The 26,175-nt window shown below is 42.3% G+C and carries 28 protein-coding genes; 17 read left to right on the forward strand and 11 right to left on the reverse strand.

Going from position 1 to position 26,175, the window contains the following annotated elements; all coding sequences use genetic code 11:
- The 3 genes from ABDD95_RS00840 (at position 1) to ABDD95_RS00850 (ending at position 2,888) form a co-directional block, all read left to right on the forward strand.
- Complete coding sequence (locus tag ABDD95_RS00840) at positions 1–297, forward strand: hypothetical protein (protein WP_345950006.1); 297 nt, start codon at positions 1–3, stop codon at positions 295–297.
- Between the two features lie 247 nt (positions 298–544).
- The gene (locus ABDD95_RS00845) at positions 545–2,734 is read left to right on the forward strand and encodes a glycoside hydrolase family 3 N-terminal domain-containing protein (RefSeq protein WP_345950007.1); all 2,190 of its coding nucleotides are present in this window, start codon (positions 545–547) and stop codon (positions 2,732–2,734) included.
- A gap of 25 nt (positions 2,735–2,759) precedes the next feature.
- Positions 2,760–2,888 (forward strand): hypothetical protein, encoded by a 129-nt coding sequence (locus tag ABDD95_RS00850; RefSeq protein ID WP_345950008.1) that lies wholly within the window; start codon positions 2,760–2,762, stop codon positions 2,886–2,888.
- 244 nt (positions 2,889–3,132) lie between these two features.
- Here ABDD95_RS00850 and ABDD95_RS00855 read toward each other — a convergent pair whose 3' ends face one another.
- The 6 genes from ABDD95_RS00855 to ABDD95_RS00880 form a co-directional block, all read right to left on the reverse strand.
- Positions 3,133–4,110: an ankyrin repeat domain-containing protein gene (locus tag ABDD95_RS00855; protein ID WP_345950009.1), complete on the reverse strand. Its 978-nt coding sequence runs from the start codon at positions 4,108–4,110 to the stop codon at positions 3,133–3,135.
- 18 nt (positions 4,111–4,128) lie between these two features.
- Positions 4,129–5,568 carry an ankyrin repeat domain-containing protein gene (locus ABDD95_RS00860; protein WP_345950010.1) on the reverse strand — a complete coding sequence of 480 codons (1,440 nt, stop codon included), beginning with the start codon at positions 5,566–5,568 and terminating at the stop codon, positions 4,129–4,131.
- Complete coding sequence (locus ABDD95_RS00865; protein WP_345950011.1) at positions 5,552–6,052, reverse strand: hypothetical protein; 501 nt, start codon at positions 6,050–6,052, stop codon at positions 5,552–5,554. Before ABDD95_RS00865 ends, ABDD95_RS00860 begins: the two co-directional genes overlap by 17 nt.
- 292 nt (positions 6,053–6,344) lie before the next feature.
- Positions 6,345–6,650, reverse strand: a complete 306-nt coding sequence (locus ABDD95_RS00870) for a hypothetical protein (protein ID WP_345950012.1) — start codon at positions 6,648–6,650, stop codon at positions 6,345–6,347.
- Between the two features lie 173 nt (positions 6,651–6,823).
- Positions 6,824–7,468, reverse strand: a complete 645-nt coding sequence (locus ABDD95_RS00875; protein ID WP_345950013.1) for a hypothetical protein — start codon at positions 7,466–7,468, stop codon at positions 6,824–6,826.
- A 231-nt stretch (positions 7,469–7,699) separates the two neighbouring features.
- On the reverse strand, positions 7,700–9,298 hold the full coding sequence (locus ABDD95_RS00880; protein WP_345950014.1) for a TPM domain-containing protein: 1,599 nt from the start codon (positions 9,296–9,298) through the stop codon (positions 7,700–7,702).
- 141 nt (positions 9,299–9,439) lie between these two features.
- On the opposite strand from ABDD95_RS00880, the gene tssD reads away from it, so the two are divergent.
- The 9 genes from tssD to ABDD95_RS00925 all read left to right on the forward strand — a co-directional run bounded on the left by tssD (position 9,440) and on the right by ABDD95_RS00925 (position 17,763).
- Positions 9,440–9,943: a type VI secretion system tube protein TssD gene (gene tssD, locus ABDD95_RS00885; protein ID WP_345950015.1), complete on the forward strand. Its 504-nt coding sequence runs from the start codon at positions 9,440–9,442 to the stop codon at positions 9,941–9,943.
- A 72-nt stretch (positions 9,944–10,015) separates the two neighbouring features.
- On the forward strand, positions 10,016–10,339 hold the full coding sequence (locus ABDD95_RS00890; RefSeq protein WP_345950016.1) for a hypothetical protein: 324 nt from the start codon (positions 10,016–10,018) through the stop codon (positions 10,337–10,339).
- Positions 10,340–10,371: 32 nt separating this feature from the next.
- A complete protein-coding gene (locus tag ABDD95_RS00895; protein WP_345950017.1) occupies positions 10,372–11,196 on the forward strand; it encodes a hypothetical protein in 825 nt (274 codons plus the stop codon).
- Between the two features lie 37 nt (positions 11,197–11,233).
- Positions 11,234–12,262 carry a hypothetical protein gene (locus ABDD95_RS00900; RefSeq protein WP_345950018.1) on the forward strand — a complete coding sequence of 343 codons (1,029 nt, stop codon included), beginning with the start codon at positions 11,234–11,236 and terminating at the stop codon, positions 12,260–12,262.
- Positions 12,225–14,888, forward strand: a complete 2,664-nt coding sequence (locus tag ABDD95_RS00905) for a hypothetical protein (protein WP_345950019.1) — start codon at positions 12,225–12,227, stop codon at positions 14,886–14,888. The genes ABDD95_RS00900 and ABDD95_RS00905 overlap by 38 nt, the downstream gene beginning before the upstream one ends.
- Positions 14,889–14,937: 49 nt before the next feature.
- The gene (locus ABDD95_RS00910) at positions 14,938–15,564 is read left to right on the forward strand and encodes a hypothetical protein (RefSeq protein WP_345950020.1); all 627 of its coding nucleotides are present in this window, start codon (positions 14,938–14,940) and stop codon (positions 15,562–15,564) included.
- 117 nt (positions 15,565–15,681) lie between these two features.
- Entirely contained in the window at positions 15,682–15,936 is a 255-nt protein-coding gene (locus tag ABDD95_RS00915; protein ID WP_345950021.1) for a hypothetical protein, read from the forward strand.
- Positions 15,924–16,832 carry a hypothetical protein gene (locus tag ABDD95_RS00920; RefSeq protein ID WP_345950022.1) on the forward strand — a complete coding sequence of 303 codons (909 nt, stop codon included), beginning with the start codon at positions 15,924–15,926 and terminating at the stop codon, positions 16,830–16,832. Before ABDD95_RS00915 ends, ABDD95_RS00920 begins: the two co-directional genes overlap by 13 nt.
- Positions 16,813–17,763, forward strand: a complete 951-nt coding sequence (locus ABDD95_RS00925) for a hypothetical protein (RefSeq protein WP_345950023.1) — start codon at positions 16,813–16,815, stop codon at positions 17,761–17,763. The genes ABDD95_RS00920 and ABDD95_RS00925 overlap by 20 nt, the downstream gene beginning before the upstream one ends.
- A 124-nt stretch (positions 17,764–17,887) precedes the next feature.
- On the opposite strand, the gene ABDD95_RS00930 is transcribed toward ABDD95_RS00925, so the two are convergent.
- Together ABDD95_RS00930 and ABDD95_RS00935 are read right to left on the reverse strand one after the other, a co-directional pair.
- Positions 17,888–18,886, reverse strand: a complete 999-nt coding sequence (locus ABDD95_RS00930) for an SPFH domain-containing protein (RefSeq protein ID WP_345950024.1) — start codon at positions 18,884–18,886, stop codon at positions 17,888–17,890.
- 33 nt (positions 18,887–18,919) lie between these two features.
- On the reverse strand, positions 18,920–20,137 hold the full coding sequence (locus ABDD95_RS00935; protein WP_345950025.1) for a hypothetical protein: 1,218 nt from the start codon (positions 20,135–20,137) through the stop codon (positions 18,920–18,922).
- Between the two features lie 42 nt (positions 20,138–20,179).
- Here ABDD95_RS00935 and ABDD95_RS00940 point away from each other — a divergent pair, with 42 nt between their 5' ends.
- Genes ABDD95_RS00940 through ABDD95_RS00955 form a run of 4 tightly spaced genes read left to right on the forward strand, consistent with a single transcriptional unit; the run spans position 20,180 to position 22,818 of the window.
- Positions 20,180–20,971 (forward strand): hypothetical protein, encoded by a 792-nt coding sequence (locus ABDD95_RS00940; RefSeq protein ID WP_345950026.1) that lies wholly within the window; start codon positions 20,180–20,182, stop codon positions 20,969–20,971.
- 23 nt (positions 20,972–20,994) lie between these two features.
- Complete coding sequence (locus tag ABDD95_RS00945) at positions 20,995–21,405, forward strand: lysozyme inhibitor LprI family protein (RefSeq protein ID WP_345950027.1); 411 nt, start codon at positions 20,995–20,997, stop codon at positions 21,403–21,405.
- Positions 21,406–21,409: 4 nt separating this feature from the next.
- The gene (locus tag ABDD95_RS00950; RefSeq protein WP_345950028.1) at positions 21,410–22,219 is read left to right on the forward strand and encodes a hypothetical protein; all 810 of its coding nucleotides are present in this window, start codon (positions 21,410–21,412) and stop codon (positions 22,217–22,219) included.
- 47 nt (positions 22,220–22,266) lie between these two features.
- A complete protein-coding gene (locus ABDD95_RS00955) occupies positions 22,267–22,818 on the forward strand; it encodes a hypothetical protein (protein ID WP_345950029.1) in 552 nt (183 codons plus the stop codon).
- Positions 22,819–22,867: 49 nt separating this feature from the next.
- On the opposite strand, the gene ABDD95_RS00960 is transcribed toward ABDD95_RS00955, so the two are convergent.
- Positions 22,868–23,422 carry a hypothetical protein gene (locus ABDD95_RS00960; protein ID WP_345950030.1) on the reverse strand — a complete coding sequence of 185 codons (555 nt, stop codon included), beginning with the start codon at positions 23,420–23,422 and terminating at the stop codon, positions 22,868–22,870.
- 134 nt (positions 23,423–23,556) lie between these two features.
- Between ABDD95_RS00960 and ABDD95_RS00965 the strand changes: the two genes are divergently transcribed.
- Positions 23,557–24,651: a WG repeat-containing protein gene (locus ABDD95_RS00965; RefSeq protein ID WP_345950031.1), complete on the forward strand. Its 1,095-nt coding sequence runs from the start codon at positions 23,557–23,559 to the stop codon at positions 24,649–24,651.
- Between the two features lie 18 nt (positions 24,652–24,669).
- Here the strand turns inward: ABDD95_RS00965 and ABDD95_RS00970 are convergent, their stop codons facing one another.
- On the reverse strand, positions 24,670–25,473 hold the full coding sequence (locus tag ABDD95_RS00970) for a hypothetical protein (RefSeq protein ID WP_345950032.1): 804 nt from the start codon (positions 25,471–25,473) through the stop codon (positions 24,670–24,672).
- A complete protein-coding gene (locus ABDD95_RS00975; RefSeq protein WP_345950033.1) occupies positions 25,470–26,057 on the reverse strand; it encodes a hypothetical protein in 588 nt (195 codons plus the stop codon). The genes ABDD95_RS00970 and ABDD95_RS00975 overlap by 4 nt, the downstream gene beginning before the upstream one ends.
- Positions 26,058–26,175 lie beyond the last annotated feature (118 nt).

Below are 26,175 nucleotides of genomic sequence, written 5' to 3' on the forward strand. Positions count from 1 at the left end.
ATGATATTAAAGTTGAAAAGTATGAACGCTGTGTATTCTGTTTTTTACGAGTTGGACAATGTGTTTGAAATTTGCCGTACCGATTTTTTATCTGCCGAGGAGGCTAACCTTTGGGTACGACACTACCTGATGCATATCTGTAATGCCAAATTTTATTTCATACTCAAAGATGGTCATATCCTTATAAATGGAGACTTTATTGACGAAAGCCCAGCATTTTTTAAAGATTGCATGAAGTTTTCAATTAAGCTTGATACCTACCAGGCAACAACAGGTTGCCAGCCCATACAACGCTGAGGGTTTTAAACTCATTCAAGGCAACGCGTTACACAACCCGGCTAACCATATTGTTGGTTAGTCCGGGTTATTTAAAAATATAAAGCAACAGGTATGGCAAAATTTATTCTAAAAAGTAATTGCCCTATGTACAGTATGATAATTACGGTATTTAAAACTGCTACAAATTCAGGCTACGGTGTTCATTGCACAACAAAGCGTATAAAATTTACCAGTGATCTTTTCTGCATTATTCCAATTACTACTAATGAGATTTAAATTTACCCTGATGTTATGCTGGTTATCCAGCGCCTGGCTATATGCTCAAACGCCGGCATACCGGGATCCGCAAAAGCCTATCGAAGTTCGTGTAAGGGATCTTTTATCAAGAATGACACTGCAAGAAAAAGTATTGCAATTAAATCAGTATACATTCGGGAAAAACACAAATGCAAACAACATTGGAGCGCTGATTGACGACATCCCGGCCGGAATTGGTTCGCTTATTTATTTTGGCGATGATCCCCAAATTCGCAATCTGGTACAGGCGAAAGCCGTTAAGCAAACCAGGCTTGGCATACCCATTCTCTTCGGCTATGATGTTATTCATGGCTTCCGCACAATTTATCCTATCTCACTGGCTCAAGCCTGTTCATGGAACCCTGCATTGGTAACGGCCGCCTGCAGTATGGCTGCAAAAGAGGCCAAGTTATCGGGAGTAGACTGGACTTTCTCTCCCATGATCGATGTTGCCCGCGACCCGCGCTGGGGCCGCATTGCCGAAGGTTATGGTGAAGATACTTACGCCAACTCCGCTTTTGGGGTTGCTTCAATAAAGGGTTACCAGGGCACACATTTATCAGATGAGTTTTCGATAGCAGCCTGCCTCAAGCACTATGTAGCTTATGGGCGCTCTGAAGGTGGGCGAGATTATCATTACACTGATGTATCTATGCAAGCACTTTGGGAGACTTATCTGCCGCCTTTTGAAGCAGGAGTTAAAGCTGGGGCCGCTACGCTGATGAGTTCATTTAACGATATAAGCGGCATACCGGCCACTGCAAACAGGTATATGTTAAAAGAGGTGCTAAAACAGCGCTGGAAACATGACGGGTTTGTAGTGTCTGACTGGAATGCGATTGGCCAGTTAATTGACCAGGGCGTTGCAGCCAACCGCAAAGAGGCGGGCTTGAAGGCGTTTAATGCCGGAGTTGACATGGACATGAAGGATGACATATACCGGGAGTATTTACAACAGTTACTTGCCGAAAAAAAGGTAACGATGTTGCAGATTAATGAGGCGGTGGCGCGTATACTAAGGGTTAAGTTTCGGTTAGGGTTATTTGAAAAGCCTTTTGCGCCTGTACTACCTGACAATAAACGGTACTTACTGCCCGAAAGCCGGACCATAGCCCGCAATTTGGCTGCTGAATCAATGGTGTTGTTAAAAAATAATAAAGCAGTATTGCCATTAAAATCTGGCATCAAAAAGATTGCACTTGTGGGGCCTATGGCAAACGATAAGATTAATCTTTTAGGAGCGTGGTCATATCATGGCCAACCTAATGATGTGTGTTCTTTGCTTGAAGGAATGCAACAGCAATTTAATGGAACGCAAATTACCTATGCAAAAGGGTGTGATTTTGATGGCGATGATGAGTCGGGCTTTGCTGAAGCTGCAAAAGCTGCACAGGATGCGGACGTAGTGGTAATATGCCTGGGCGAAAATAAACAATGGAGCGGTGAAAATGCGTCACGTTCCAATATTTCTCTTCCACGGGTTCAGGAAAAACTGGTTGAACATTTAAAGCTAAGTGGTAAGCCAATTGTACTGGTGTTAGCCAACGGCAGACCGCTCGAATTAATAAGGATTGAGCCGCTTGCCGATGCCATACTGGAAATATGGCAGCCCGGTGTAGAAGGCGGTGCCGCAGCTTCGGCTATCCTATCCGGAGCAATAAACCCGTCAGGAAAACTTGCTGTTACCTTCCCGTTAACCACCGGGCAAATACCTGTTTACTATAGTATGCGCCAAAGCGCACGCCCCGACCAAGGCCGGTATCAGGACATACCCACCACTCCGCTTTACTGGTTTGGCGATGGCCTGAGTTATGCACCGTTTAAGTACGGAGCGGTAACGTTATCGAGCTTGACTATTAAACCCGGCCAAAAAATAGTTGCCAGGGTTGATGTGGCCAACACAGGTAATATGGATGGTAAAGAAGTGGTGTTTTGGTATGTGGCACATCCGGCCGGAAACATTTCGAGGCCGCTTAAGGAGTTGGTATTCTTTGAAAAAAAGGAAATCAGGCAAGGGGCCACCGCCACGTATCAGTTTGAGATTGATCCGCTTAAACATTTGGGGTACCCAGATGCTAACGGCAAGGTTCACCTGCAACCCGGGGTATACTCTTTAATGGTAAACAACCAAAAAGTTTCATTTCGCCTTTTACCTTAAGGCACCTGGCCAGGTATCCATGTAAGTGTCAAAGGGAGGCTTCAACTCAAAACTGAAGTATCTGCTAAGCTGTACCGTTAGTATACTGTTTACCGGAAAAGCCGGCGAAACCATTGGCCTGGGCGGATTTGTTAGTGTTACTGGCAGCGAATAAAGTGAGAACTAGGCTATGATTAAAAAAGTCACGTTACTTAGTGTCTACCTAATCTTCGTGACCCGACACCTGTTATAAAGAACAAAACAATCTGCAAATGAAATTTCCGGTTAGGTAATTCGAATAGCTTGTCTTTCTTTTACGTATATGGTCGTGGCCTGCCGCGTGTTAAAGTATCAAGGATAAGCTTTCCTTTATTATCTAATTATGCTACTAATTTTCCCTCTACCTAAGGGGGCTGCAATCACTTTCCATCTGCACCTGCCGTTAATAGTTGTTCTAAAATTTCGGTGTAACCGCGCTCGCTCGCAAACGTCATTGCGCTACGGCTTTCGTTGTCTACAGCATTTACATCTGCACTGTTTTCAATCAGCAGAGCCGTAAAGTCATTAAAGCCGCATTGCGCAGCAACAAGTAGTGGCGTTTCGCTGAAACTGTTGCGTGAGTTGACGTCGGCACCGGCGTTAAGTAATAATTTTCCAATATGGTGATTTCCAATACCGGCTGCATAATGCAGGGCTGAGTTGCCGTTTAAAAGATGCAGGTTTACATCGGCTCCGTTTTTAATAAGCAATTCAGCTAAATGAATATTTGAATTGTTTACAGCCAATACCAGAGCGGTAACGCCGTCATTATTTAATTCGTTTACGTTGGATGCATCAGCTTTCAGCAGTGCCTGTACGGTTTCGCTCCGGTTGTTGTAAACCGCCTGGTGCAGCGGGGTATTGCCATGGTCGTCTTTTTGTGCTACACTTCCGTTTGATATAGCCGTAATTAAGTCGCGCATGCCATTAGCCGTAGCATGATCCAGTACGTTATATCCCGAGTTGTCTTTAACCGACGCATCGGCCCCTAGCGTTATCAAATACAGGGCTGTTTCAGTTTTGTAATCCAGCACGGCGTAAAACAGGGGAGACTGCCCGCTGTTGTTGGCGGCATTAATGTCGGCACCGGCATCGGCAAGCAGCTTTATGAGTTCTTTACTGCCGCTACGGGCGGCAATATGCAATGGCGTTTCACTAACGTTATTTGGCAGATTCACGTCGGCTCCAGCATCAATTAATAATTTGGCAATATCTTTAGCTCCTTTACTGCAAACGTAATACAAGGGCGTATTACCCAAGCTGTCGCGCTTATCTACATTAACGCCGCCCTTTTTCAGAAAAGCCTGTACGATTCCTTTTTGCGCATTTTTACATGCGTTTAAAAACATATTATCCATAGTGCTTTGCTTACCTGTTTAGTTTATGAGCTGTTTAACCACAGCCTCATTGTTTTGCTTAATAGCTACATCCATTGCCGTTTGTCCTGCGTTATTAACCCGCTCCAAGGTGGATTTGTCTCTTTCCAAAATTAAAGAAACTATCCGCTTGCCCGACATGTGATCCGAATTTCCCGCTGCATAAATCAATGCCGTATTGCCAGATTGATCCACATAAGTAACGTCGGCATCATTGTCCAGCAACAGTTCGGCGATGCCATATTTCATTTCGTTGCCGCGTTCAGCAAATGACATTAAGGGTGTTTTGCCCAGCTGGTTAGGCTGGTTAACACTGGCTCCGGCATCTATCAATTCTTCTGCCAGCGTACTATTCAAATCGGCCAAGTAATGACCAGCCTGGCACAAAAGGTTTAGGGCGGTGTTGGCCTCGTTATCAACAGCAGCATCCACGTTTAGTCCGTTGGCCAGCAGAACTTGTAACATCTTAACAACATCTTTAGTGTTTTGGCTCATACCACGGCCCAGGTTACTCATTGCTTTAGTAAGAAGATAGTAAACCGCTGTTTCCCCGTTTCCTGCTTTAAAATTTACATCAGCACCACCTTCAGCCAGTAGTTGTACTAATGGTGCAGAAGGGTACTCACAAGCCAGCATGAGCGGCGTGCGCCGGTATTTGTCGGCAATTTCGTTCAAATCAGCCCCCGACTTTATTAAGGCTTCAACGGCGGTAGCATCCCGGTTTAAAACCGCCTCGTGGATGGTCATACCACCAGTGGCCACATCACTTTCATCACCCGAAATTAGAGCTGCTACCTCTTTTACGCCACTTCGCTGTGCATAAGTAAGCGGCGTCGTATCAAACACATCTTTATCTTCGACGTCAATACCACCTTTTTCAAGCAGTATACGTACCGTTTTCATAACCGCAGGTATTGCGCCTTTAATATCTTTGCGGTTACCCAATTTATCACAAATAACGTGTAGTAAGTTCATCCCTCCGGATTCGGTAACATCCATCCTGACGCCTGCCTCACCCATAGCCTGAAGGAACGGGTACATGTAAAGCAAGCCCGCTTCAAAATAAGCAAGCTTACCCGAGTCATTTTTCTTTTTAGGATTGATGCCGGCATCCAGCAGTGCTTGGGCGGTATCATAAATTTTTGCAGCTTTTTCATCCAGGTTCGGATCGTCGAAATCAAACCGGGTATTGGTAAGCGAATGCAGCGCAGAGTTACCATACTTATCTGCAGCTGATTTTAAGCCCGCCTTTGTCATAAACCGGATAGCCTCAGCGTCGGTAAAACGAGCTGCGAGGTGGTAGAGGTTTTCTTCGTAATCGTTATTGATGCCGAGATCCGGTAATTGCTTGTACAGGCTTAGCATATCCACCTTGTCGCTTTCTGCCGCAAACATATTTCGCTGGTATGCTTCTTTAATTTTATCAAATTCTTTTGTCATGGGCTGTATCGGCTAATTTTAATGCATCGGTAATATTCTTATATCCTTTGTGAGCTATCGGCGTAGCAATTGCAATCACTTTTTCATAACTGCCCAGTTGCAACCAACAGGCTGTTTTAAGCCGGATGATGGCATCATGCACTAAAGCAGGAAAGCTTTTGATGTAAGCTTCGCTTATTCCCTGTAAAAAATCGTCGGTTTGGTTCTGCTTGTTTCTGATTTGCTTACAGATATTCTCGGTATTAAGCTGGTTACCGCTGCTCATGTGCGGAGCAAGCTGAATCTTTTCCAACCGGTTCAAAGCTTCCTGATAGTCGCCGCTCCAGTGCAGGCAAATTGCTGTGTTATAAAGGGCCGCTGTTTGAACGGGCTGCTTAACAAGCAATTCATACGCTTCTGCATAACGCTGTTGCAACAGCAATTGTAAAATGAAGGTTTCTGTGCCCTCAGCAGTTCCATGATGGGCTGTAGTTCCTAAAAGCATGGCAATTATTTTAAGTTAATTACGCCTAATGACACCAAAATTTGCATATGGTAAAGCTATATCCGTGTTTTTGTAAGCGCATCTTAACGACAGCTATCACCACAGGCAACAGCTTGTAGCACTAGGTGTTTATAGTAAGGGTTGAATGGAAAGTTTTGCAGCAAAAGCGTTTCCTATTCTGTAACTGCCGAGCACATATTTGGATCGTTAACAAAAATGGACCATGCAGTTTAAAGTAATTGCTAACCTTACCTAAAACGTTGTAACGGCGCTTTTAAACGATAAAAGCAAATCAGGTATTTTGCTTATTTTTTATTTCTGCCAGTTTAGCCAGAAGCGGGCCTTTATGTTCTAAAGTGAAGGCTACAAATTTATCTTCTTTTATGGCCAGGCGTACCATCATAGGAAGCCATGGATAAACTTTGCGGGCCAGCATTTCAACAGTTTCATCGTTGTGTGCGGCAGCTAACGCTTTATCAGCATAAGGTTCAATCTTGGGCCAATGCTCTTTTATAGCAGGTTCCAGGGCACCCATAACTTTGTTAGTAAGGTCGCTATTTTCAGCGCTATTGTCTTTGTTCTGAAGAGATGACAGCATAATATTTATTTTAGTAATACACTCAATCAGTCCTATCAACAAACAGCTTTTCTTTAGGTTTCGGCCTCCGGTAAATATCGTTTGGCCAAATAGCGCGCTCAATCAGCTACCACTGTGTTGATGATTTGCCCCTGATAAGTTGCCGGGTTAATCAATAGATATATAATTCTTCCTTAACCGGCAAACAGTATTTTATCAAACTTTAAATACTTGCCATTTTCAATTTTGAAAAAGTAAATGATTGCATACTCGCCCTCACTAACCTCCTCACCATTTTCGTCAACGCCTCCTGAATACGAAACGAACAATTGAAGTGTGGTTGTTGCCTTGTCGTACTGGGCCAGCATATGATAGGTACGGTCGTTTTGTTTAATGCCGGGCGTCGTATATTCCCCTTTTCGGTAAAGCACCTCACTCTTCACTTTAAGCAGGCTTTTAGTGAAGTCATCTGTAAAAATATTCCGGTGATACTTTTCAAGGTCGGCTTCTGTAAAGGTACTGGGATACGTTTCGGGGCGTTTGTTTTCATTCATATTATCGTAAATCGCCGTCCAGATCTGAGTCGTATCAGCAGGTGCCGAAAAATCGAAATAGCTTTTCATCTTTACCAAGTCCTCCTGGTAAACAGCGGTTCTGAAATTTTTAAAGTCATCCAGCCAGGTATTTACCTCTCCATAGGTTGTGTTGATTGCCGGTGATGCTGGTGCGTTAAGCTTAGAAACTTCCTTTTTTGATTTGGCCTGATCATGGGTACAGGCGCTCAATATTACTATTGCTGCAATAAGTGATGAAATAATCTTCCGGTTGATGGTATACATGAGCATGGGTTAATATAGTTGTTTGTGCTTATAATGCCTGGCAGCTATTGCCTTTCGCACCCATAGGCATAACGTTCTGCTTCAACAAATTTTTTAGTACTATGTTGTATCGCTTTTCGTTTAGAGAATTAAGGCAAATGAATAATATAACAACAAGCTTCCCACCATTCTTCGTAAACAAAAAGAACTTGGCTATCATTTACCTGGATTTTAAAAAGAAAGCTGATGGGACTACCATTTTCCACCAGCACCACCACCGCCTGTACTACCTCCGCCCCAGCTACCGGAAGATGAGCTGCCAGAATCTGATGAAGAAGATGAACCACTACTACTGCTACTCCCCGAACCTGATGACGTTGACCGTACCAACATAGCGAGCGTTATAAATTCAATAAAGTTTTCATGGTTGCAATAGCGGCATACCTGCACCCGCTTAGCTTTTCCCCCTTGAGTATAGGTAGCTCTTTCAACAGTAATTTCAATAGGTTGGGTATAAGTTCTGAACCCGCAAGCCGGACATGCCTCAAAGTCGTTATAGTGGTACCCATCATTAGGCACCAGTTTTATCTCTTTGCTGCCGTCTGTTGTCCATATATCGTAAACCAGACTGCCCGTTTCTTCTTCTTTCAGCTGGCCGGCTGAAAGGTACTTATTAACATCGTACGCACTATCTCTGTTAATACGTTGCATTGGTTTGCCGTCGGTATCAATCAGCGGCTTAGTGCGTCTTTTCAATCGTGTTATTTGTACCAATTGTACTATAACGAAAAAAAGCAGGATGGGGGATAATAACGCATGCCACCAGGCTTGCCGGTAAAAATTACCGACTGCGCCAAAATAATTTACATCGTCTTTGTAAAACTTACGTAGTTGACTCAGCACGCTTAAATGCGCAAAGAAAAAATAAGCAACAATAGTTATGCAGATGATTACCGGTAAGGCCTGTGGAATAGCGGATAGCATATCACTGATGCTACCGAAGAAGAAAACGACAACACCAAACAGGCATACTAAGCCGATTAATATAAAAGCAGACCATCCTGATATATCTGCATATAAGTTAGAAGCCTTGTGTTTCGCGTTCAAAAAAGGCGACTTAAATTTCCTGATTTGCCAGCCAGCGCCCACTGATGCTATAATGGCAATGGCAAGCCATATATCCCGATTAGTAATGCCTATAGTTTGTGATGTTTGCCTGGCTATTAAACTATTAAGCTCTTTCTTATTAACTGGTTGCTGCAGGTATTGGCTAATTACCTGCATAGTATTGATTATGCCACTGCCATAAGCTTGTTTCTTAAACGCTGGTACCAAAACATTTTCACCTATCTTAGATAGGGTTGCATCGGGCAATAAGCCCTCTACACCGTAGCCGGTTATAAAGCGGTACTGCCTTCGGTTGGTTGCTATGAACAATAAAAGGCCATTGTTGGCCCCGCGCTTACCGATGCCCCAGTGCCGGAAGAGCGCCGTAGCAAATGTAAAGTCATCTTCATCTTCTTTAAAATCATTAATGACCACAACGGCTGCCTCCACGCTTGTTTTAGTGTTTAACTCCGCCAGCAAGTGATTTAAACTGTCGAGCTCACCGGGGGTTAATAAACTTTGCGGATCGCTCACATAACCGGTGCCTGCATCCTTTGGATTTGGAATCTCTGCAACGGATTGATAGGGCTTACCCTGAAAAGCATAACAAGGCAAGCCGCAAAAAAACAGGGCGACAACCAAAAAGTTGAACAAGTGGTTGGATGCCCTGCGAGTTGTGAAGTGATATAGCGATTGGTTATATTGAGTATAGGTCATGTAGTCGGCATGTAAGAGCACTTGCATCAATAACATTAAAACTATACCGATGTTTAATAACTACAAATACTGAACACAACTCATAAGGCCAATAATTCTTTTTGAGTTATCTCATTACCATCCAACAATCGTTGTTTTGGGTTGTTTACAGGGCAACTATCCAGACTTATGAAAACGGTATTTGCCTTTACATCTTCACTATTATTGCTATTTTTTGCAACACATACGCGTGCCCAAACTGAAGAAAGCCGTACTCAAATACAAATGACGATTGTTGTGGCGGGCAAAAACATTGTCACGGATCTGAATGGCGTTAGCACTAGTTTATCACGCAATTATGAGGAAACGCCGGTCATTGCAACAAAAGACACCTCAAAAAGTAAACTTCCCGGATACTATCCGGCGGGCTTTTATTTAACGCTGGATGCCAAAAAGATTAGTGATGACCTGCTGCGTGTACTGGCTAAAAAACGAAACCGATTCGACGGCACTATTACCATAGTGGATACCTACGGTAAAAAACCCACACGGACCATCAGGTTTAAACAAGCCAGTCTCTATAGTTATTCAGATCAAATGTCAGCAGCTGGTTATAGTGACACTTACAGCGCGGCAGCTATCTCCATTAGCTGTCAGGAAGTGTCAATTAATGGTATTGTGATTGAACAGTAGATTTACAGCTATTAATTAGACGTATGAGCGGGTTACTTATTTTGATTTAATGTATCCATATAAAACGCTGTTATGATACTGTTCCTCTTTGAACTAATGCTAATGGTTATAGCGCCTGTAGCGCAAATCATTTTATGTATTTTACACCTTAGCGGCCGTATTAAATTGTCTATTACCATTATTACTTTGATTTGCCTTATCGCCGGGATTGTGCTGCCGGTGCTTGCCAGCAATATTGCTATGGTAAACCTGCCATCTGATGTGAAGTGTGCTACCGGATTGGTAGGATTTGCCTTGTTGGGGATGTTTTTTACAATTGCCGTAATACCAGCATCGGGTATAATATTTTATATACAGGCCTACTATAAGCGAAAAAAACTTAACGTTGTTGTTTAACTCACCATTTATTAATAAACCCAATCGTTTTCATGAACGGTACTACCAGTCAACTCTTATCACTAATTACTCACGGGAACTATTTTTTAACTACCGGCCAAATATCCCCGGATTATTACCCCAACAATGTAACGTTCAAGTTTTGCAACAAAGTGGATTTTCTGCACTTATTTACACAAGCAGATGGAACTACAGCGGAACGTGTTATTGCTGCAGATCCTGACGATTGGTTTAATTTACTCAGACAGGAGGGTTGCCGTCAATTAAAGGCCTATTACCACCCTTCAGAAGGAAACGCAAACGGTACCCCAGACCATCAACTAGCCGGCTTTGTGGGCGGTGGTGGTACCTGGCTTATTGAATCCATATATGATTCTTATTCTGATTTTTGGGCTGCCCGTTGGGAAGTTAATAAACAGAATGCCCCGGAGCAAAAGATCTGGTCTGTAAGCTATGGTCGTACCGTTAGCCAGGCCGAAACGATCAATTTTTTGCCCGACCCTGTACAGGTACGAAAAGGGCTTAAAGACATCTTAACCGACATTCATGCTTTTGCCCTTGGTCATCAGTTAATTAATTGGGCAGACATTTTTCAGAGATCTCTTAATATTTTAGATGGTTCGGATCCTGCCAATAACTGGTTCGGTAGCCAGATTAACGAAAATGGTTATGAACAATCGGCTTTGCAATTAATGTATGCAGCCATGTCTGCCCACGTATTTGGCGGCATGGGCTCCTGGAATGATTTAGGTTTTGAAACGCCGGAAGATAATGAAGCCTATGAAAAGCTTTCATTTTACTTATACGATTATATTAACCGTGCGCTCATCAGCGGCGTTAATTCTTACAAAGCATAAAACAGTATGATTCCGTTCAGTAACTTATTGTACCGGCATGCTTAAAGTGGCTGCTTGTGTTATGGCGTTTATAATGTTGCTTGGATTGGTATCCTGCCGCAAAAATCGTGTGGTTAATACTTCGTTTTACTATTGGAAAACGGTGTATGATACCAATGCTACCGAAAAGCGATATTTTGACACCCTTGGCTGTAAAAAGCTATACATGCGCATTATGGATGTAAACAAGGGCGACAACAGTGCTGTACCAATATCGCCTGTTACCTTCAAAGCAGCACTGCCCAATGCTGTACAACTTGTTCCGGTTGTTTTTGTGGTTAATGATGTACTCAAACATCAAACACACCAGCAGCTAAACGACTTGGCCGGCAAGATTGTATATTATGTTAATGGCCGGATCAAGTCATCAGGCAAAAAAAACTATAACGAGTTACAGCTTGATTGCGACTGGACCCGGACTACCCGCGACAACTACTTTTACCTGCTTAGGCAAATTAGCGCAAACGCCGGTCTGAAAAATATAAAATTATCGGCCACACTGCGGCTGCATCAACTCAAGAACCCAAAAAACAGTGGTATCCCACCGGTGGACCGGGTAATGCTCATGTGTTATAATATGGGGAACCTGCGTAAGTATGGCAGTCAAAATTCTATACTCGAACAAAGCGCATTGGAGAAGTATGTTGGTGAAAACTTAAGTAATTACCCTATGCCTGTAGACGTTGGCCTGCCAGTTTTTAGCTGGGCCGTGGTTTTCAGGCAAAAGCAATATGCCGGGATTTCTAAAAGGCTGCATCAGGAAAACTTTAGCGATCAACGAACATTTAAAGCAAACGGCAGTAGCCTGTATAGGGTGCAAAGAGACCTTCCTAACTACGGGTTATTGCGTGGTGACGAGGTCAGGTGGGAGTATCTGCCAGCCAGCGAATTACTGTCTGCTGCTAACTATATTCAGAAATACATATCCTCAGATACCTTAAACGTCATCTTTTTCCATTTAGACGAACCTACACTTAAACACTATACTTATGAAAACCTGGAGAAAACTACTGCTGTATTTCGTTAGCATTACCAGCTTATGCCTGATCAGCGTGGCCATAATCATGGCCTGCTCGGATGAGCCTGATCCTTACGATTATTACACTTCGTTCTTTCACCCGGACATTCAGGGCAAAAAGGATTACGGCGCGTTTTATTTCACCGATTACCACTTTACTTATGGCAACGAAGAACCGGCAAGCGAGGCGGCCATTAATTCGACTGAATGGGCGCAGTACTTAGGCGGTAAGGTAAAGGCTAATGATGTAGAAAAGATTATGTACCACCTAGACTCTGCAGGAAAAGAAAGGGCTTATCATTTTTTCGAACAAGACCCACCGGTAGCGGATAGTTTGGTTAAAAGCAGCTTTTTATGGAGTTTGAAAGATTCGGCACATGATGCCGCCAAGAAATACTACCAATTTGCCATACAGGCAGAACTTTTAGGGCAATCAAATTACAACTACTGGGAACCTGCACCATTGGATACGGCAGCACTAAGAAATACCGCCAATGAAGCGGTACAGTCGGCAATGGGAGAGAATGACAGTTTTTTAAAATTACGATACTTTTATCAGGCGCAGAAGCTGAACCATTATGCCGGCAACTTTGCAGAAGCTAAAAATATTTACGAACAACATATTGCAAATACAACATCGTCCAGCCATATCAAAGGCTGGGCATTGGCTTTAAAAGCCGGTGAAGAACGGCGCCTTGGAGATACCGTTCAGGCTGCTTTCTTGTTTTCGAAAGTGTTTGCTGGTTATCCGGAGCGCCGCTTGCAGGCCTATCGAAATTACCACTACATTGACGCACCGTTTAATGACGTAATAAAACTGGCGCGCACGCCCGAAGAAAAGGCCAACCTATATGCTATCCGGGGTTTTGCTAACCCCGAGATTGGTGCCGACAACCTGGAAGAGGTATACAACAACGCACCTTCATCAGCGCTGGTGGGTGTGCTGTTGGTAAGGGAAATTAATAAACTTGAGCAGTATTATCTTACACCGGCACTCAACAATAATACCGATCAATTTTACAGTGATGGGCATTTAGCCAAGCCTGAGACACCACAGCATGCCGGTAAAAAAAAATGGCTAATATGGATTGGGCTGATCGGTCTTTTTGCTGGCATAGTGGTAATGCTTATAGGGTTCAAAAAACAACCAGGCAAGCCAGCTATTAAGATAGCCGGTGGCCTGTTAACATTGGTAGGGGCTGTTTGCGTAGTTTGGATTTTGATCCACAAGCAAGATGAAACACCCGAAGCACAAAAATTGCCGAAAGGCAGCTTTTTTGTTGCTGTACCCGATAGTATAAAAAACAAATACGATAAGCATATTGAAAAGCTGCGAAGCTTTTGCACAACGCTTGCCAGCGATGCCAAGTACAAAGAACCACAAATAGGAACATTGACAAATGCCTACCTGTATTTTATGCAAAATAAGCCCGATGATGGTCTTGCTGCACTCAAAGAATTGGACGGACAAAATCTTAATGCAAAACTCGGCGATCAAAAACAAATTGTAAACCTGCTGTTATCTGCCCAGCGCCTTAAACAACTTAAAGCGATTGACGAGGCTTCACTGCTACCTTCGTTAAAATGGCTTAATGAAAAGGTTGTAGCGGGCGTTAAACCTAAAACAGATGTATACCCTCCCACACCGGAAAGCGTTAATCAGTTTGCTATAGCCCAACGCAATTTCTACACCTATGTGTTAGCTCCTGCCTACCTGCGCCAGGGCGATACAGCCAGGGCGGCGCTGGCTATGCTGAACAGCAATAATACCATTACGGCAAACAGCAACTGGTATATAAACCAAGATATGCCTGATTTTTGGTTTAACTTTGTACACTCACCTCAGCTTAAACAATTAATTGATTGGAAAACCAATCGCCCTGCAGACCAATACCTGGCGTTTCTAAGTAAGGGGTTAAACCGGGTGAATACCGATAACCTGTATGAACTCTTAGGAACCATTGAGCTGCGCGAGCACCACTACCCTGAAGCGGTTACAGCGTTTCAGCACATCAGGAACAGCAAGCTCATCAATAAATCATACAACGGGCAGGATTATTATAACGACGGCGAAAGCAGCCAGGGCGATCCTTTTGTTGTGGAGATTAATGATTATCCTAAACATTTTGAAGGTAAACGGTATACGAAACTTACGTTTGCCCAAAAGATGGCCCAACTCTGGAGCGAAACACAAAAAGAACCGAAAAATGCTGCCGCCTATTACCAGATGGCTAATGGCTTATATAACACCTCCACTTATGGCAATTCATGGGGGCTTATTGCCTACACATGGTCGGCTACCGACGTTGGCCGAAAGCCGCTCTATTACTATGACGGCGATTATATCAAAGCGTCGAAAGCTAAACAGTACTATTTAAAGGCTCGTGAGCTAAGTGACGACCCCGAGATCAAAGCCAAATGTACCTTTATGGCAGCCAAGTGTGAGCAGAAGGAACACGAAGCGCCATCTTTTGGCGATGACTACGACGCTTATAAGAAACTCGAAAAACTATATACAGAACAACTTAGGCAAAACAGTTACTTTAAGGAAATGCAACAATATAAAACAACAGCATTTTATAAAAAAGCTATTAATGAATGCAGTTATCTAAGTGATTTTATCAAGTCAAATTGAGCCTCTTAATTAGGAAATAAGTTAGAACATATAATATATCACTATTCATATGAGATTTCTATTCATAAACAATATAGCCCAAAGTTATAAATGGGTGGCGGTATGGTTCTCTGTATTATGCTCATCATTAGCAGCAAATGCACAAAACGGCACATATGAAAAAAAAGCTTCGCAAGGTGCATACGGCATAATATCCCTTCAGAAAAAAGGCAACCAGGTAACAGCAGAAATTTTTACCTGGTGGAATACCGCTTCTGCTCAAACAGGTAGTTATTACGGAACAGGCGTGTTAAAGAACAATACGGTTGTATTGCGCAGCGAAGAAAATGACCCCGGTTGTAAGGTAAGCCTGAGCATGGTTCAAGGTAAAATAAAGGCTGTATACAATAATTGCAGTACCGATCATTTAACAGAAGATTTTAACGGCGTTTATAACAAGATTACCGATGCTGTGGCTGGTGATTATAGGGTAAAGGTACCTAAAGCGTACTTCTATAAAACGCCAAATGCCAGTAGCAAACTTAAAACCTACGTGCTTAAAGGCGATAAGGTACGGCTTGATATTGACAGGATAGGTGCGAGCAAGCAAAATTGGCTGTACGTTTATTTCACCAATAAGGCGGGTAAGGAAACATCCGGCTTCATTCCAATAACTGAACTTATGAGGGTAGAATAACAAGGCTTATCCCTAGCTGTTACCTCATTTCAAAACTAACCGAACGATAATCATCGGCCCTATACAATCATTTTACGATTTATGATGTTGTAAAGGTGATTACATATTGATATGCTTATGAAAATAGCATTGCCGGTCCTGTTGTCCTCGTTATTAACTATTTGCTGCTTATTATTTACCCCGGTGCAGAGCGCCAGAATTATTAATCCAGCTATGGATAAAGCGTTGCCGCTGCAAACTGCCGTTTTGCTTCATGAAAATCATAAGCTTGCTTCACTAATGATTATCACAAAATCAGGTGAACAATTGAACTTACACGCTGTAGTGCTTTACCAAATACGGGTTTATAAAATGCCTTTATGTACGATGTAACCGTGGACCAAGCTGTTCGTCAGGGACGAAAAACCATATGGTTACCTGCGTTAGCTATCATGCTTATTATGCCGGCCATTGCTTTTGTGGCACTGCCGCAGCCGTACGGCGTTATGCTGTCACCTATCATTTTGCTCGTGGCTTTCTTTGTGGCTGGCTTGTACCGCGCTTATGCAGTGCCACGGTGGATGACCTGGGCATTTGCCAGGGTTAGGAATGTGCATGAGCTTAGAAGACGCGCTGCTTATGCACTGCTGATCCCGGAGAAAAGTGATACGGGATTACGTAAATTTGAAATTTGGACGAAAGTGCAAAGAAGTAACTGGGACAAATTAGCGTTACGGTTTGAACAGCCTGATGAATTTATAGATGACCCTAATATTCCCGCTGAGACACACGTTTATTTTTCAATAATTAAAAGAATACTAGCCTTACCTTTTTACGGTCTCATGGTTTTTGTTGGCATATGGCTGCTCACCTCTCACCAAAAAGATCCCTACAGTTTTAAATCTATTTTTGGGTACCTGTTCCAGGGTTTTATTGCCATAGTCGGCATGGCATTGATCTATTTGACAATTCGCGAAATGATGGATAGAAGTCCTAAGATCATGATGAGCAACGACGGCCTGGCAACTGCACGCTTACCTTTCAGTTCCTGGTCCGAGATCAGCGATATGCACATTGTTCCGCGCGGCAGTGGAAAGTACCGGAAATATTATCTGGAGTATTTTACAGCCGGAGCAAAAGCAGAACTTGAATTAGACGCATTTGACATGAGCCGCAAAAAGATTGATCAGCTTTTACATTTTTACCAGGGTAGATTCATATCTACTTCCTCTGTTCAGCCTGCAGCCAAAAATCTAATTAAAATTAAAAATGAAAGCCGAGCCAAATAAGCTGATAAGCGTTGTATGGGAGGGCGTTACCATTACCCAGTTTTCAGATTTTCGCTCCGGCGCTACCGTACACGAACAGTTCTTCTTTGAACTGAAATTCAAACAGCCTGTAACCGGCTCTCCTTTCAATTCAGGTATTGATGACCCGGAGTGTTTTAATGAAAAGCCGATAACACTTAATTTTCAAGCGCCATCAGGTGCTGCAGAACGGGTGATCGGTAACATCATCAAAGTGGCTTATGTAAAAAGTCCGGGTCAGCAACCAGAAATCTTTATTGGCGGTACTATGCACCGGCCCTCCGTAAAATTCCCCAAGTTCAATCTGCTGGCAATTGCCCTTTTAATGCTTCCGATATTATTTATTGGCGGATTGCTTTTTTATGCTTCTTCTATCCAGCATAACCTGACTTTGTTACAAGGTAAAGTCACATTCTTTGAAGAAAATTCATACAAGATGCATAAAAGGTATACCTTCAAAGTCAGCCCATATAAGGCTACACTTTTCAGGGACTATCACCGGCATATATTTGGAATAGCCTCGCAAAATATCACTTCACTATTTATGTCTGATTATGACGGGTTTCACGCGGATAGCACCGGTCAGCCGGTTCGTTTTTACGTGTTGAAAAAAGATAGCGCAAAACTTTTTGCACCTCACCAAAAGGTCTCTTTCTTCGATATTAGAGGGGTAAATAAGCTGCCTTCGCGTAAAGAACATTTTTTGGACGCACTGAATTATGCAGCCGATAACAGCTGGTTATATTTTGTATGGCTGCTTTTATTGGCCACTCAGGCAGCTTGCTTTTGCGGAGCCTACTACCACTATAAAATGTATTCGCTATTTCACTATCCGGGTAACAAAGTGCTGTGGTGGGGAAGTTTGGTATTATCCTCGATCATCAATTTCGTTATAGTCATGACGATTGCTTAAGTAGCACTTCATTAGCTTTTGCCTGGTTAATATTTTACAGGATAAGTTGGTAATTAAAGTGCTCCTTGTTCATAAAACTTTTAAAAAAATCCAGCTCAATAAATATCCGGAGTCTTTATAGGTGTTACAATTTGTCCAGCCATTGTTTCTTCTTGGCATCAAATTCGTCTTGAGTTATGATGCCCTTATCAAACAGTGCTTTCAATTTTTCCAATTGAGTGACGGCATCGGGCTGCTTATCATTAGGTTCATCAGTGCGATTACCCACGGTATTGCCCAGGGTACTGCCCAGGTTAATTTGCAAACCTGCGCCAGCAACGCCATTTTCGTTACGTGCCGCATCCCGCAAAGCCTGCAATTTCTCCATTTCGGTATAATTGAGTCCGGCTTGTTCTGCAGCTAAAATTCCTGCCCGGGCATTGGCAATTTGGTTTATCTGCTGCTGTGTTTGCTGATCAAACGATGCGCCCTGCACCTTAAAGTTAGTGAGCTCAAAACCCAGTGATGAGAAATTATCGTTTAACCTGGTTTTTAATTCTTCGGCCAGTGCATCAAGCTTACTGTCTATCTGCAAAATAGAATACGCAGATGTAGCGAGTGTAACGGTTAGCTGCTGTTCAATCCGCGACTGGATCAGCATCTGGCTTTGTGCAACAGTGAATAGATCTAAAAGGCCGGCAATCTCTGTTAAAAATAGCCTGGCGTCTGTTAGTTTAAAAGAAAAATTGCCGTAAGCTCCTAAACTTACGGGGAAGCGGTAAACCGGCTCTTCATACTTTACCCGGTTGGATGTGCCCCATCCTTGATTAGTCACTTCTGCTTTGCGGAAAAAATAAATTTTGAGTTTGTGCTCGCTTTCAAACCCCTGCATCAGTTTAAAAAGAGTGGTAATAAACGGATCGTTATCAGTTTGCAATTCGTAAATACCTTCTTGTTCCATTACACCGGTAACCTTTCCTTCGTATACCAGCAAGCAACCTTGCCCTGGCCCTATAATGAGTTTACTGGCATCTTTTATCTCATCGCTTTTAAACGGATACTTAAAGAATAAAACATCTTGCGGTTGATCTTTCCACTCAATTACTGCTGCAAACTGCTCTTTAAAAAAGTTAATAAGACCCATATCATAATTTAGCTAATTATTGGTTACGGTTATTTATTCAGTGCGGCTTAATTGATAATTGTGAATCAGTTTCCCCGAATCAGATACCACCATTACACCATGTACATAATCTGCTTCCTCATCCTTGTGGTATTCTATGGCATACCCTTGCTTGCATTTTACTACTTGTGATAAATAAAACTTATCGGGAGGCAAGGCCCATAATATTTTTCCGGTTTCCGTATCAATTTTTTGAATGCTCATTGGTGGATCGGGGGCCGCCGTTGTATTGACCACAATTATCAGGTTGTTTTCGTCCTGGTAAATAATAGCAGGACCGAAGTATTTCCGCCCCGGTGTAAGATCACGTTTCAAGTTTTGATCCGCCTCTTTAATGTATTTAACCTCTAATAACTGATTAACTTTATTATCATCGAAGTAATCTCCCATGTAACCGAACTCAAAATAGCGCCTGGCATTATAAATTTGTTTCCAAATCTTATCAGCTTCCGTTTGGGTGTTCACTAATTTCTTAACGGCAGGGAAATAATAAAATGTTTCGCCTTCATTGTTCATTACATTAATCATCGGCTTACTGTAATCAAAGTCTAATTTAGCCACCCCGGAACTTAATTTGGGGTAGTTTTTAAAGGTGCTTTGCGTAACGTCAGTAAGGCGATTATTCCTGGTATCCAACTGTAATAACACACTATTGCAGCCAATAGCGTAAACTATATTAGGGGAGTAAATTTTAAAGGTGAGCGAGCATCGGTTATTGCGCATGCTCTCATCGGTCATTAAGCGATCCGCTATCAGATTGCCATCCATGGCATTATTGAACTGTGCATGCAGTTCCTGTTCTGATTTGCCGTTGCCTTTATCAATATAATCTACGCCCATACGTAAATACACGGGGTCGCCGGTAGCAGTGTTTGTATAAACAAAACTACTTTGATAAGAACGCCTGGGTTTATAAGTTATATAGCTGTTAGTAGCACTTTTTTTGGGCTGTAGCAACATTGTGGTTATGTACACTATGGCTATAAAAGCAACGGCACCAATAAGTACATAAACCGGCAAGTTAGGGTTAACCGGCGGGGCAGAACTTTGCACGGGCTTCGCACGTTCGTGATGATGATAAACATGCGTATCATCACTATCTAAAAAGTACTCCGTTTGGCAATTCTGACATCTGTAAAATTCGGGCTTAATCTCTTGCTTAAATGTGCTGCCGCATTTAGGGCATTGTATCGCTTTAATATCTCGAGCCATTTGGTAGCTAAACATTTAGTATACGTTTTCTGTTTGGGCTGTATGAAATCGGCCATAAAAACATCTACATGCAGGCTAACACTAACGCTGATATGCTTCTTTATTAAAACAGGTGTATGTTTGGCGCAAGGCAAGGTTGCTGACTACTATGCCGTGGCTGGTAAAGTTAATCTAGCTTCGCTATGGCATGCGCCAAAGATTTACTTTGTAGGTGCACCAAACCCGTGGGAGGATTTTCCGGAGCCTTTAGGGTTTATAGGTTCAAATTACCAACGTTTTTATATCCATTATACATCGGTCATCAAAGATCCGTCGAACTCGTACCTATACCGTGTAAAAGGGAAAACCAGGGTTAAGAATAACATTTGCAGCTTTACCGGTACCATCACGGTTAAGGAGGCTAAAAGGTACCTGGAACCAAACGAGGAGTATCCAAAATATAAATATGGATATCTGGTTTGCCAGGTTGACCTGAAAGAAGATCCCAAACAACCAGGCAGCGGCGCTATCAAAGGCAAACTAACCACCAACTGGTACATTAATGAGCGCGGACAGTTTGCCTACGATACGTTGATCCCTGCAGATGGTTTTAGCAACAATGAGTGTGTGGCCCGCTGGACATCATACAAAGGTGGTGTAAGTAAGGTTTGCAACTGGGGCGATTTCAAGATACCGGAAGCTGGCGACCTGGACTTTAGCATAAGCGAATTTATGGCAAATGAAAAGTATGTAAAAAACGGCTGGCAAAATTATATGCTTTCGCTTGATGCAGGCAGCGGCAAAGCAGCAGCCATCAAAGCAAGGGCCGAAGAGAAGCGTCAGTGGTGGAAATAAGAATTTATTTAAAGCAACTCAATATGCAATGCAACAAAAATACAATTGCTGGTATTTTAACCAGCATGATGATTTTCTTTACCAATTATGGTGCATGGGCGCAATCACAAACGGCCATGAACATGAATGCTGGTAGCGCCTATGAAAAAGCAGATAAGGAACTTAATGCCGTTTACCGGAAAATTTTGAAGGAATATGCTGCCCAGCCACAATTTATAAAAAAGCTTAAAGTTGCGCAACGCTTGTGGATACAGCTTCGTGATGCAGAGTTAGCAGCTAAGTATCCCGAAAGAGGCAGTTACGGCTCAGTTGCACCAATGTGCGAATCTATCTATCTGGAAACCTTAACCAAGGAAAGGACTAAATTTTTACGGGTGTGGCTAACCGGTATTCCTGAAGGTGATGTATGTGCCGGTTCTGTCAAAAGCAAGTAGGATATTGGTAACAAAGGCTAAGCGTAAGGAGAGTAGCGGGCAATCGGTTGGATTTGCCGGTTATATACTGTTGGCCTATTGGATCTTTTTTGCAATTATACACCTTACCATTGATCTCTTTATTGACCTTTATACGGATAAGGATTATAGCATTGCTTTTTGGTGGGCAGGGGCAGTAGCACTGCCATTAGCTGCCTGCACTAGCTATCTAACGCGTAACTCATTATTTACCGGTCGGTACACTGATGTTGTTTTTTCGTTGATCATTTTAGGGCTGTATTTGGGCTCAGCATATTTTACTACACTGAAGTTAGACTTGCTGATTAGCGCCGCTGTAAAGCCTGAAAAAGAACAGGTATTTCCTGTTAAAACTGTTCGGCGCATATTTTCCCCAAAGCTTGGCTTTATTCAAACGGAAGTAGCGTTAGCTTATCCAAACCAATTAGTAACTTTTAAAGGAACACGGACGAGCTACTTTTTGCTGAGGCCATATCAAGCATTACGCGTAAAAACCGGACGGTCATTTTTGGGAAGCGATTACGTTACCCATATAAGTGTTCATGAGCAGGAGCGCTGGGCAGCCCGTTGGGCATATGTTAAAGATTGGTTTCATCGTTATTACTGGCTCATGATAGTCTTACCCCTGTTTTTCGTATTCGAGTTAATTAAAGACAAATATTTCCCGGCGTCACCGGCTAATACTTCAATTACTAAGCGGCCATTTAAAATCGTTTTAAAACGCTTATTGGTTATTATACTAACGCTTTTTTGCTTGTTTATGCTTGTTGTGCTACTGTTTGGGCTATTTGGGTAGTATTGAGGAAAATGAATTGTAACTTAACCAATCATCGTTTTAAGGCCATGGAAAAACGTCCGGATTCTTACATGTTCAGGCAGCACAGCAAGGAAACCGTTGCAGGCTGGGCACGTCAATTACAGTACTTTTACTTTGTTAGAGCACGGGGCGGACATGCCAATGATGATGATTCTTTTCAGGCCAGCATTTTTTACACAGACCGGGTTAATTTGGAAGATAAACTCTTGAAACTTGGAATAGTGCCGGGTGTTATCGGTCCGGACGATCCGCAGCCCGTTCCCGGGCAAGCATACATAGGTACTGAATTTGCAAAATTTAAGATACCTGTTTATCCATTTCCGGATATGGAGCAACCGGGCTTTGTCAATGTTGCAGGGCAAAAGGTATATTTAACCATTAACAGTACAGCCCTAAACTTTTCTGTCTCGGGCACGGCCGACAACAATTTTTATGAAGTTTCGGAAGCTGATTTTGAAGCTTGTTTAAAGATTGAAGAGATATTTGAGCAGTTAATGTGGTTGCCTTTTAAAGACACCACCATAGAACAAAGCAGCAGTTGCGTGTCACCAATTACCTACCCGGAGTTTTTTACATAAGCGTAATCTTTTGGCAAGCTAGGAGTGCGTATACATACGTTTACTCACATTAACGGTACACCACTACTTCGGTAACTATACTGTCTTCTTGGTTTGGAAGCCTACGTTGTGTTAAATTGATGCTTACGTTATTGGTGCCTGCGTGGTAGGCATTGGTTGTTGTGCTATCAGAACTGTGCCGGGTGGTTAGTTGCCATGTTTTGAACGGCTTCCTGATGTCATTTAGGGTTAGCTGTTTGGTCAACCTGTTAGGAATATCGAACCGGAAAGATAATATTCGCGGCGGCGTTTCTTTGCTGTCGTAAATACAATAGATATACAAATAGCTGTTGTTGTACGGCACCATTGCAGAGAAACCGGGTATGCATACTTTATATTTTGACAGGTATGGCTTAAGCGCATCAATGCCTTTATTTACCGCATAGTCCTTCACATCTAAGCTGCGGTGCAGGTGTTCTATCATGGTAATTAACGTTGATTTGTCTACGTCTCTAAGCGGCTGGTGCCGCATCTTGGCACCCGATTCATTAGATTGACCGCAGCCTATAACAACCCATGTTATTAACCATTGAATGCATATGTTGAGTTTGCAATTTCTTACCATTGTAGTCCTGGCAATCAGATTTCTTATTCATTATAAACAGGGTGCTGTATGTTAGGTTTTATAAGTATTGTTGGTTACATTCACTTGTCAGCTAATATTGGTGTATGCGTAGTGTATTTGTCTTTTTTAATTTAATGATGGTATCAGGAATCATGATGTTGGCCAAAGCACAAAAGGCTGAAAACTGGTATCGCTATTACGACGCAAAAAAAGACACTTACGGTTATAAAGATGCCCAAAGAAAAATAAAAATTTCAGCACGTTTTACCGGCATAACGCCGACATCCACCTTTAAAAATATAATTGCTGTTACAGAAGGAAGAACTAACAAATCTTATTACCTTTTAAAAAACGGGCAAAAAGTTGCGAAAGACAGTTTGTATGTATGGGATATGACTTACGACTGTGAGCAGGAGGGTAAAATCAGATTTCGTGACCGGGTTACAGACCGGGTTGGCTTTTTGGATAACAATGGCAAAGTTGTTATTCCGGCTGTTTACAATGATGCACGCCCCTTTTATAATGGACTGTCATTAGTGATCCATAACGGTAAACGCATTTGTGCAGATGGTACGCCCTACAAAGCCGACTTGTGTGAACATTGGAGCTGGAATGGTATAACTGCATTAATAAATAACCGGGGGGAGATTATAGCTGATAGTGTTGATATAACAGCTATAGAAAACTTAAACTGGTTTTCTTGCAAAATTGTTGACAGTGTTGCAGATACAACGTTATACACATCGTTCAAGACTAAAAAAGGAAAGTATTATACCTTTATTAACTACCAAAAAGAATTTACTAATTGGCTTTACAACCAGTTTTTCATCAATTTAAAAAGCAAAGCTTTATTGCTTAACTGCTTTGATGAAATTATTATAGAACGAGTATGGAAGCAAACGCTTAGAAAAACTTACAGCAAAGCTGCTTTTATAAGAGAATATGGTGCATTACTGCAAAAAAAGATGGCTGCTGTTAAACAAGGGCAGGTAGAAGTGACGATCATAAAGGAAGAGCTTAATGCGTTTACTTATAGTAAGCAATTCAAACCCTTTTATACAGATTGTGGAGAACCTAATATTGCCAGGTATCCATCATTTGATGTGATAACGAGCCATTATGATGGTAACCATCAGCTTAGTTACCAGGAACACTTTTCGTTTCTCAAGACAGGCAATGGGTATAAGCTTATAGCCCTGGCATTAAATCCTGGTTATAACAGCTTGTAAAGCTTGAGCTGGTCTGAATTATTTCCACCAATGTCGCTTTTCTTCTGCTATAGCCGCTTTACTGGCTGGGCGTAAATCATCAGGTATGGCGGCCACAAAGCTTTGCCAGCCATACTTCTCATATTCGTGAGGAACCGTGATACCATAAACATCTGCAAACTTATCATTAGGGATACTTATATCCCCAAATTGAAGTGTCTGCGCTGCTTTGCTACCATGCGCTGTCCAGGTACCTGTAAACTGGTTGTTGCTGTAACCATCTATACCAAAATCAAGGGTATCATACAACAACTGGTTTTGTGCGTTAATGCAAAAGTCTGTTGTCAGCTCTCCATTTATATTTCCGGTTGTCGGGGTTGAACCGGCTTCGTTAAGAACAACTCGGCATAATAGTTTCCCTCGTTTGTAACCTTTGTAAGCGTCGGGGGCATACGGATTATTTTTGCCGGGCTTAAATATTCCTGCTTGTGTTACTGTAATCGTTCCGGTAAAGGCACGTACCTGGTTGCCAACCCTGGTTTTGCCCTGTACATTATACTGGTACGGGTTGGCCACGTTTTTTATAACTGAAGTATAGTGAATATAAAACCGCTGGTAATTTTTTCCCAGTATACCCAACGGCTCCGGAAATGCTTCGGTTTCTTTAAGGCTGATTAACCTAAGGCGGTCGGCATGCCATAGGGTTGCCAGGTTATAGTTTTTAATTTCCTTTAAAAAATTACTGGTACCGGCCGGTTGTGCGCTAACTGCGTTATAAGTAAATAGCGAAATAGCCCATACCAACCCTAAAGCACAGCATAAACGAAAGCTTACATTTTTCATTTCTCTTTGTATATGTCAAATTTAATAAATGGTACTTTGCCAAAGTCTTTAACTGTTTTAACAGGGGTCTTTACTTCCTCACGCGATGTAGCATGAAAGCGTTCTCCACCATCTTTGTATAAGAACCAGTTCTTTTCTGCAGTAGCGTATTTGAAAGTAATTATGCGTGTCCATCTCCAGCCGCTGCCGCCATAATGCTCTACAGAAAAATAGCCGTTTTTAATAGTTACCCCGGTAAAAGGATCGCCCATTTGCCCTCCGCAGTCAACACAATATACTGCATTATTGCTACGGGCGGCTAATTTATAGGTTTTGTTAGCCTCGCCAAGTAAAACTAACAAAGGCCGCTTTTCAGGATGATTTATTACATCGGAGGTTTCTCTTTCATCCTTTTTACAGAGTATCATTATGGCATCCGGATAGGTGTCACGATTCAAGTCACCTTTCGTAATATCAAGCACATCGTAACCTGCTAAAACAAATTTTTTGAGGTTGGAAGGAACCGCGACAGGTAACTCAGAAGTTTGAGCTGAACTTTGCTGAAACACAAGAAGCAACAATAAGAGGTAACAAACTCGTAACATGTAAAGATTAGGTGGCTGTAAGTAGTTGCGTTGTTAGAACAATTAACCACAAATAAGTTTTTATAATAATGCCAAACCACAAATTAAGTGGACTGTTGATTGCTGTAACTCAACTTAA

The sequence above is a fragment of the Mucilaginibacter sp. PAMB04274 genome, from assembly GCF_039634385.2.
GTDB lineage: Bacteria > Bacteroidota > Bacteroidia > Sphingobacteriales > Sphingobacteriaceae > Mucilaginibacter.

Bases quoted from the DNA above. Each gene is read 5' to 3' on its own strand.
- ABDD95_RS00960 (WP_345950030.1), bottom strand. From the start codon at position 23,422: ATGGTAAGAAATTGCAAACTCAACATATGCATTCAATGGTTAATAACA.
- ABDD95_RS00895 (WP_345950017.1), top strand. From the start codon at position 10,372: ATGAACGGTACTACCAGTCAACTCTTATCACTAATTACTCACGGGAAC.
- ABDD95_RS00910 (WP_345950020.1), top strand. From the start codon at position 14,938: ATGAGATTTCTATTCATAAACAATATAGCCCAAAGTTATAAATGGGTG.
- ABDD95_RS00930 (WP_345950024.1), bottom strand. From the start codon at position 18,886: ATGGGTCTTATTAACTTTTTTAAAGAGCAGTTTGCAGCAGTAATTGAG.
- ABDD95_RS00905 (WP_345950019.1), top strand. From the start codon at position 12,225: ATGAAAACCTGGAGAAAACTACTGCTGTATTTCGTTAGCATTACCAGC.
- ABDD95_RS00860 (WP_345950010.1), bottom strand. From the start codon at position 5,568: ATGACAAAAGAATTTGATAAAATTAAAGAAGCATACCAGCGAAATATG.
- ABDD95_RS00865 (WP_345950011.1), bottom strand. From the start codon at position 6,052: ATGCTTTTAGGAACTACAGCCCATCATGGAACTGCTGAGGGCACAGAA.
- ABDD95_RS00900 (WP_345950018.1), top strand. From the start codon at position 11,234: ATGCTTAAAGTGGCTGCTTGTGTTATGGCGTTTATAATGTTGCTTGGA.
- ABDD95_RS00845 (WP_345950007.1), top strand. From the start codon at position 545: ATGAGATTTAAATTTACCCTGATGTTATGCTGGTTATCCAGCGCCTGG.
- ABDD95_RS00975 (WP_345950033.1), bottom strand. From the start codon at position 26,057: ATGTTACGAGTTTGTTACCTCTTATTGTTGCTTCTTGTGTTTCAGCAA.
- ABDD95_RS00970 (WP_345950032.1), bottom strand. From the start codon at position 25,473: ATGAAAAATGTAAGCTTTCGTTTATGCTGTGCTTTAGGGTTGGTATGG.
- ABDD95_RS00870 (WP_345950012.1), bottom strand. From the start codon at position 6,650: ATGCTGTCATCTCTTCAGAACAAAGACAATAGCGCTGAAAATAGCGAC.
- ABDD95_RS00945 (WP_345950027.1), top strand. From the start codon at position 20,995: ATGCAATGCAACAAAAATACAATTGCTGGTATTTTAACCAGCATGATG.
- ABDD95_RS00880 (WP_345950014.1), bottom strand. From the start codon at position 9,298: ATGCAAGTGCTCTTACATGCCGACTACATGACCTATACTCAATATAAC.
- ABDD95_RS00920 (WP_345950022.1), top strand. From the start codon at position 15,924: ATGTACGATGTAACCGTGGACCAAGCTGTTCGTCAGGGACGAAAAACC.
- ABDD95_RS00935 (WP_345950025.1), bottom strand. From the start codon at position 20,137: ATGGCTCGAGATATTAAAGCGATACAATGCCCTAAATGCGGCAGCACA.
- ABDD95_RS00890 (WP_345950016.1), top strand. From the start codon at position 10,016: ATGATACTGTTCCTCTTTGAACTAATGCTAATGGTTATAGCGCCTGTA.
- ABDD95_RS00840 (WP_345950006.1), top strand. From the start codon at position 1: ATGATATTAAAGTTGAAAAGTATGAACGCTGTGTATTCTGTTTTTTAC.
- tssD (WP_345950015.1), top strand. From the start codon at position 9,440: ATGAAAACGGTATTTGCCTTTACATCTTCACTATTATTGCTATTTTTT.
- ABDD95_RS00925 (WP_345950023.1), top strand. From the start codon at position 16,813: ATGAAAGCCGAGCCAAATAAGCTGATAAGCGTTGTATGGGAGGGCGTT.
- ABDD95_RS00855 (WP_345950009.1), bottom strand. From the start codon at position 4,110: ATGGATAATATGTTTTTAAACGCATGTAAAAATGCGCAAAAAGGAATC.
- ABDD95_RS00955 (WP_345950029.1), top strand. From the start codon at position 22,267: ATGGAAAAACGTCCGGATTCTTACATGTTCAGGCAGCACAGCAAGGAA.
- ABDD95_RS00915 (WP_345950021.1), top strand. From the start codon at position 15,682: ATGAAAATAGCATTGCCGGTCCTGTTGTCCTCGTTATTAACTATTTGC.
- ABDD95_RS00965 (WP_345950031.1), top strand. From the start codon at position 23,557: ATGATGGTATCAGGAATCATGATGTTGGCCAAAGCACAAAAGGCTGAA.
- ABDD95_RS00875 (WP_345950013.1), bottom strand. From the start codon at position 7,468: ATGTATACCATCAACCGGAAGATTATTTCATCACTTATTGCAGCAATA.
- ABDD95_RS00940 (WP_345950026.1), top strand. From the start codon at position 20,180: ATGAAATCGGCCATAAAAACATCTACATGCAGGCTAACACTAACGCTG.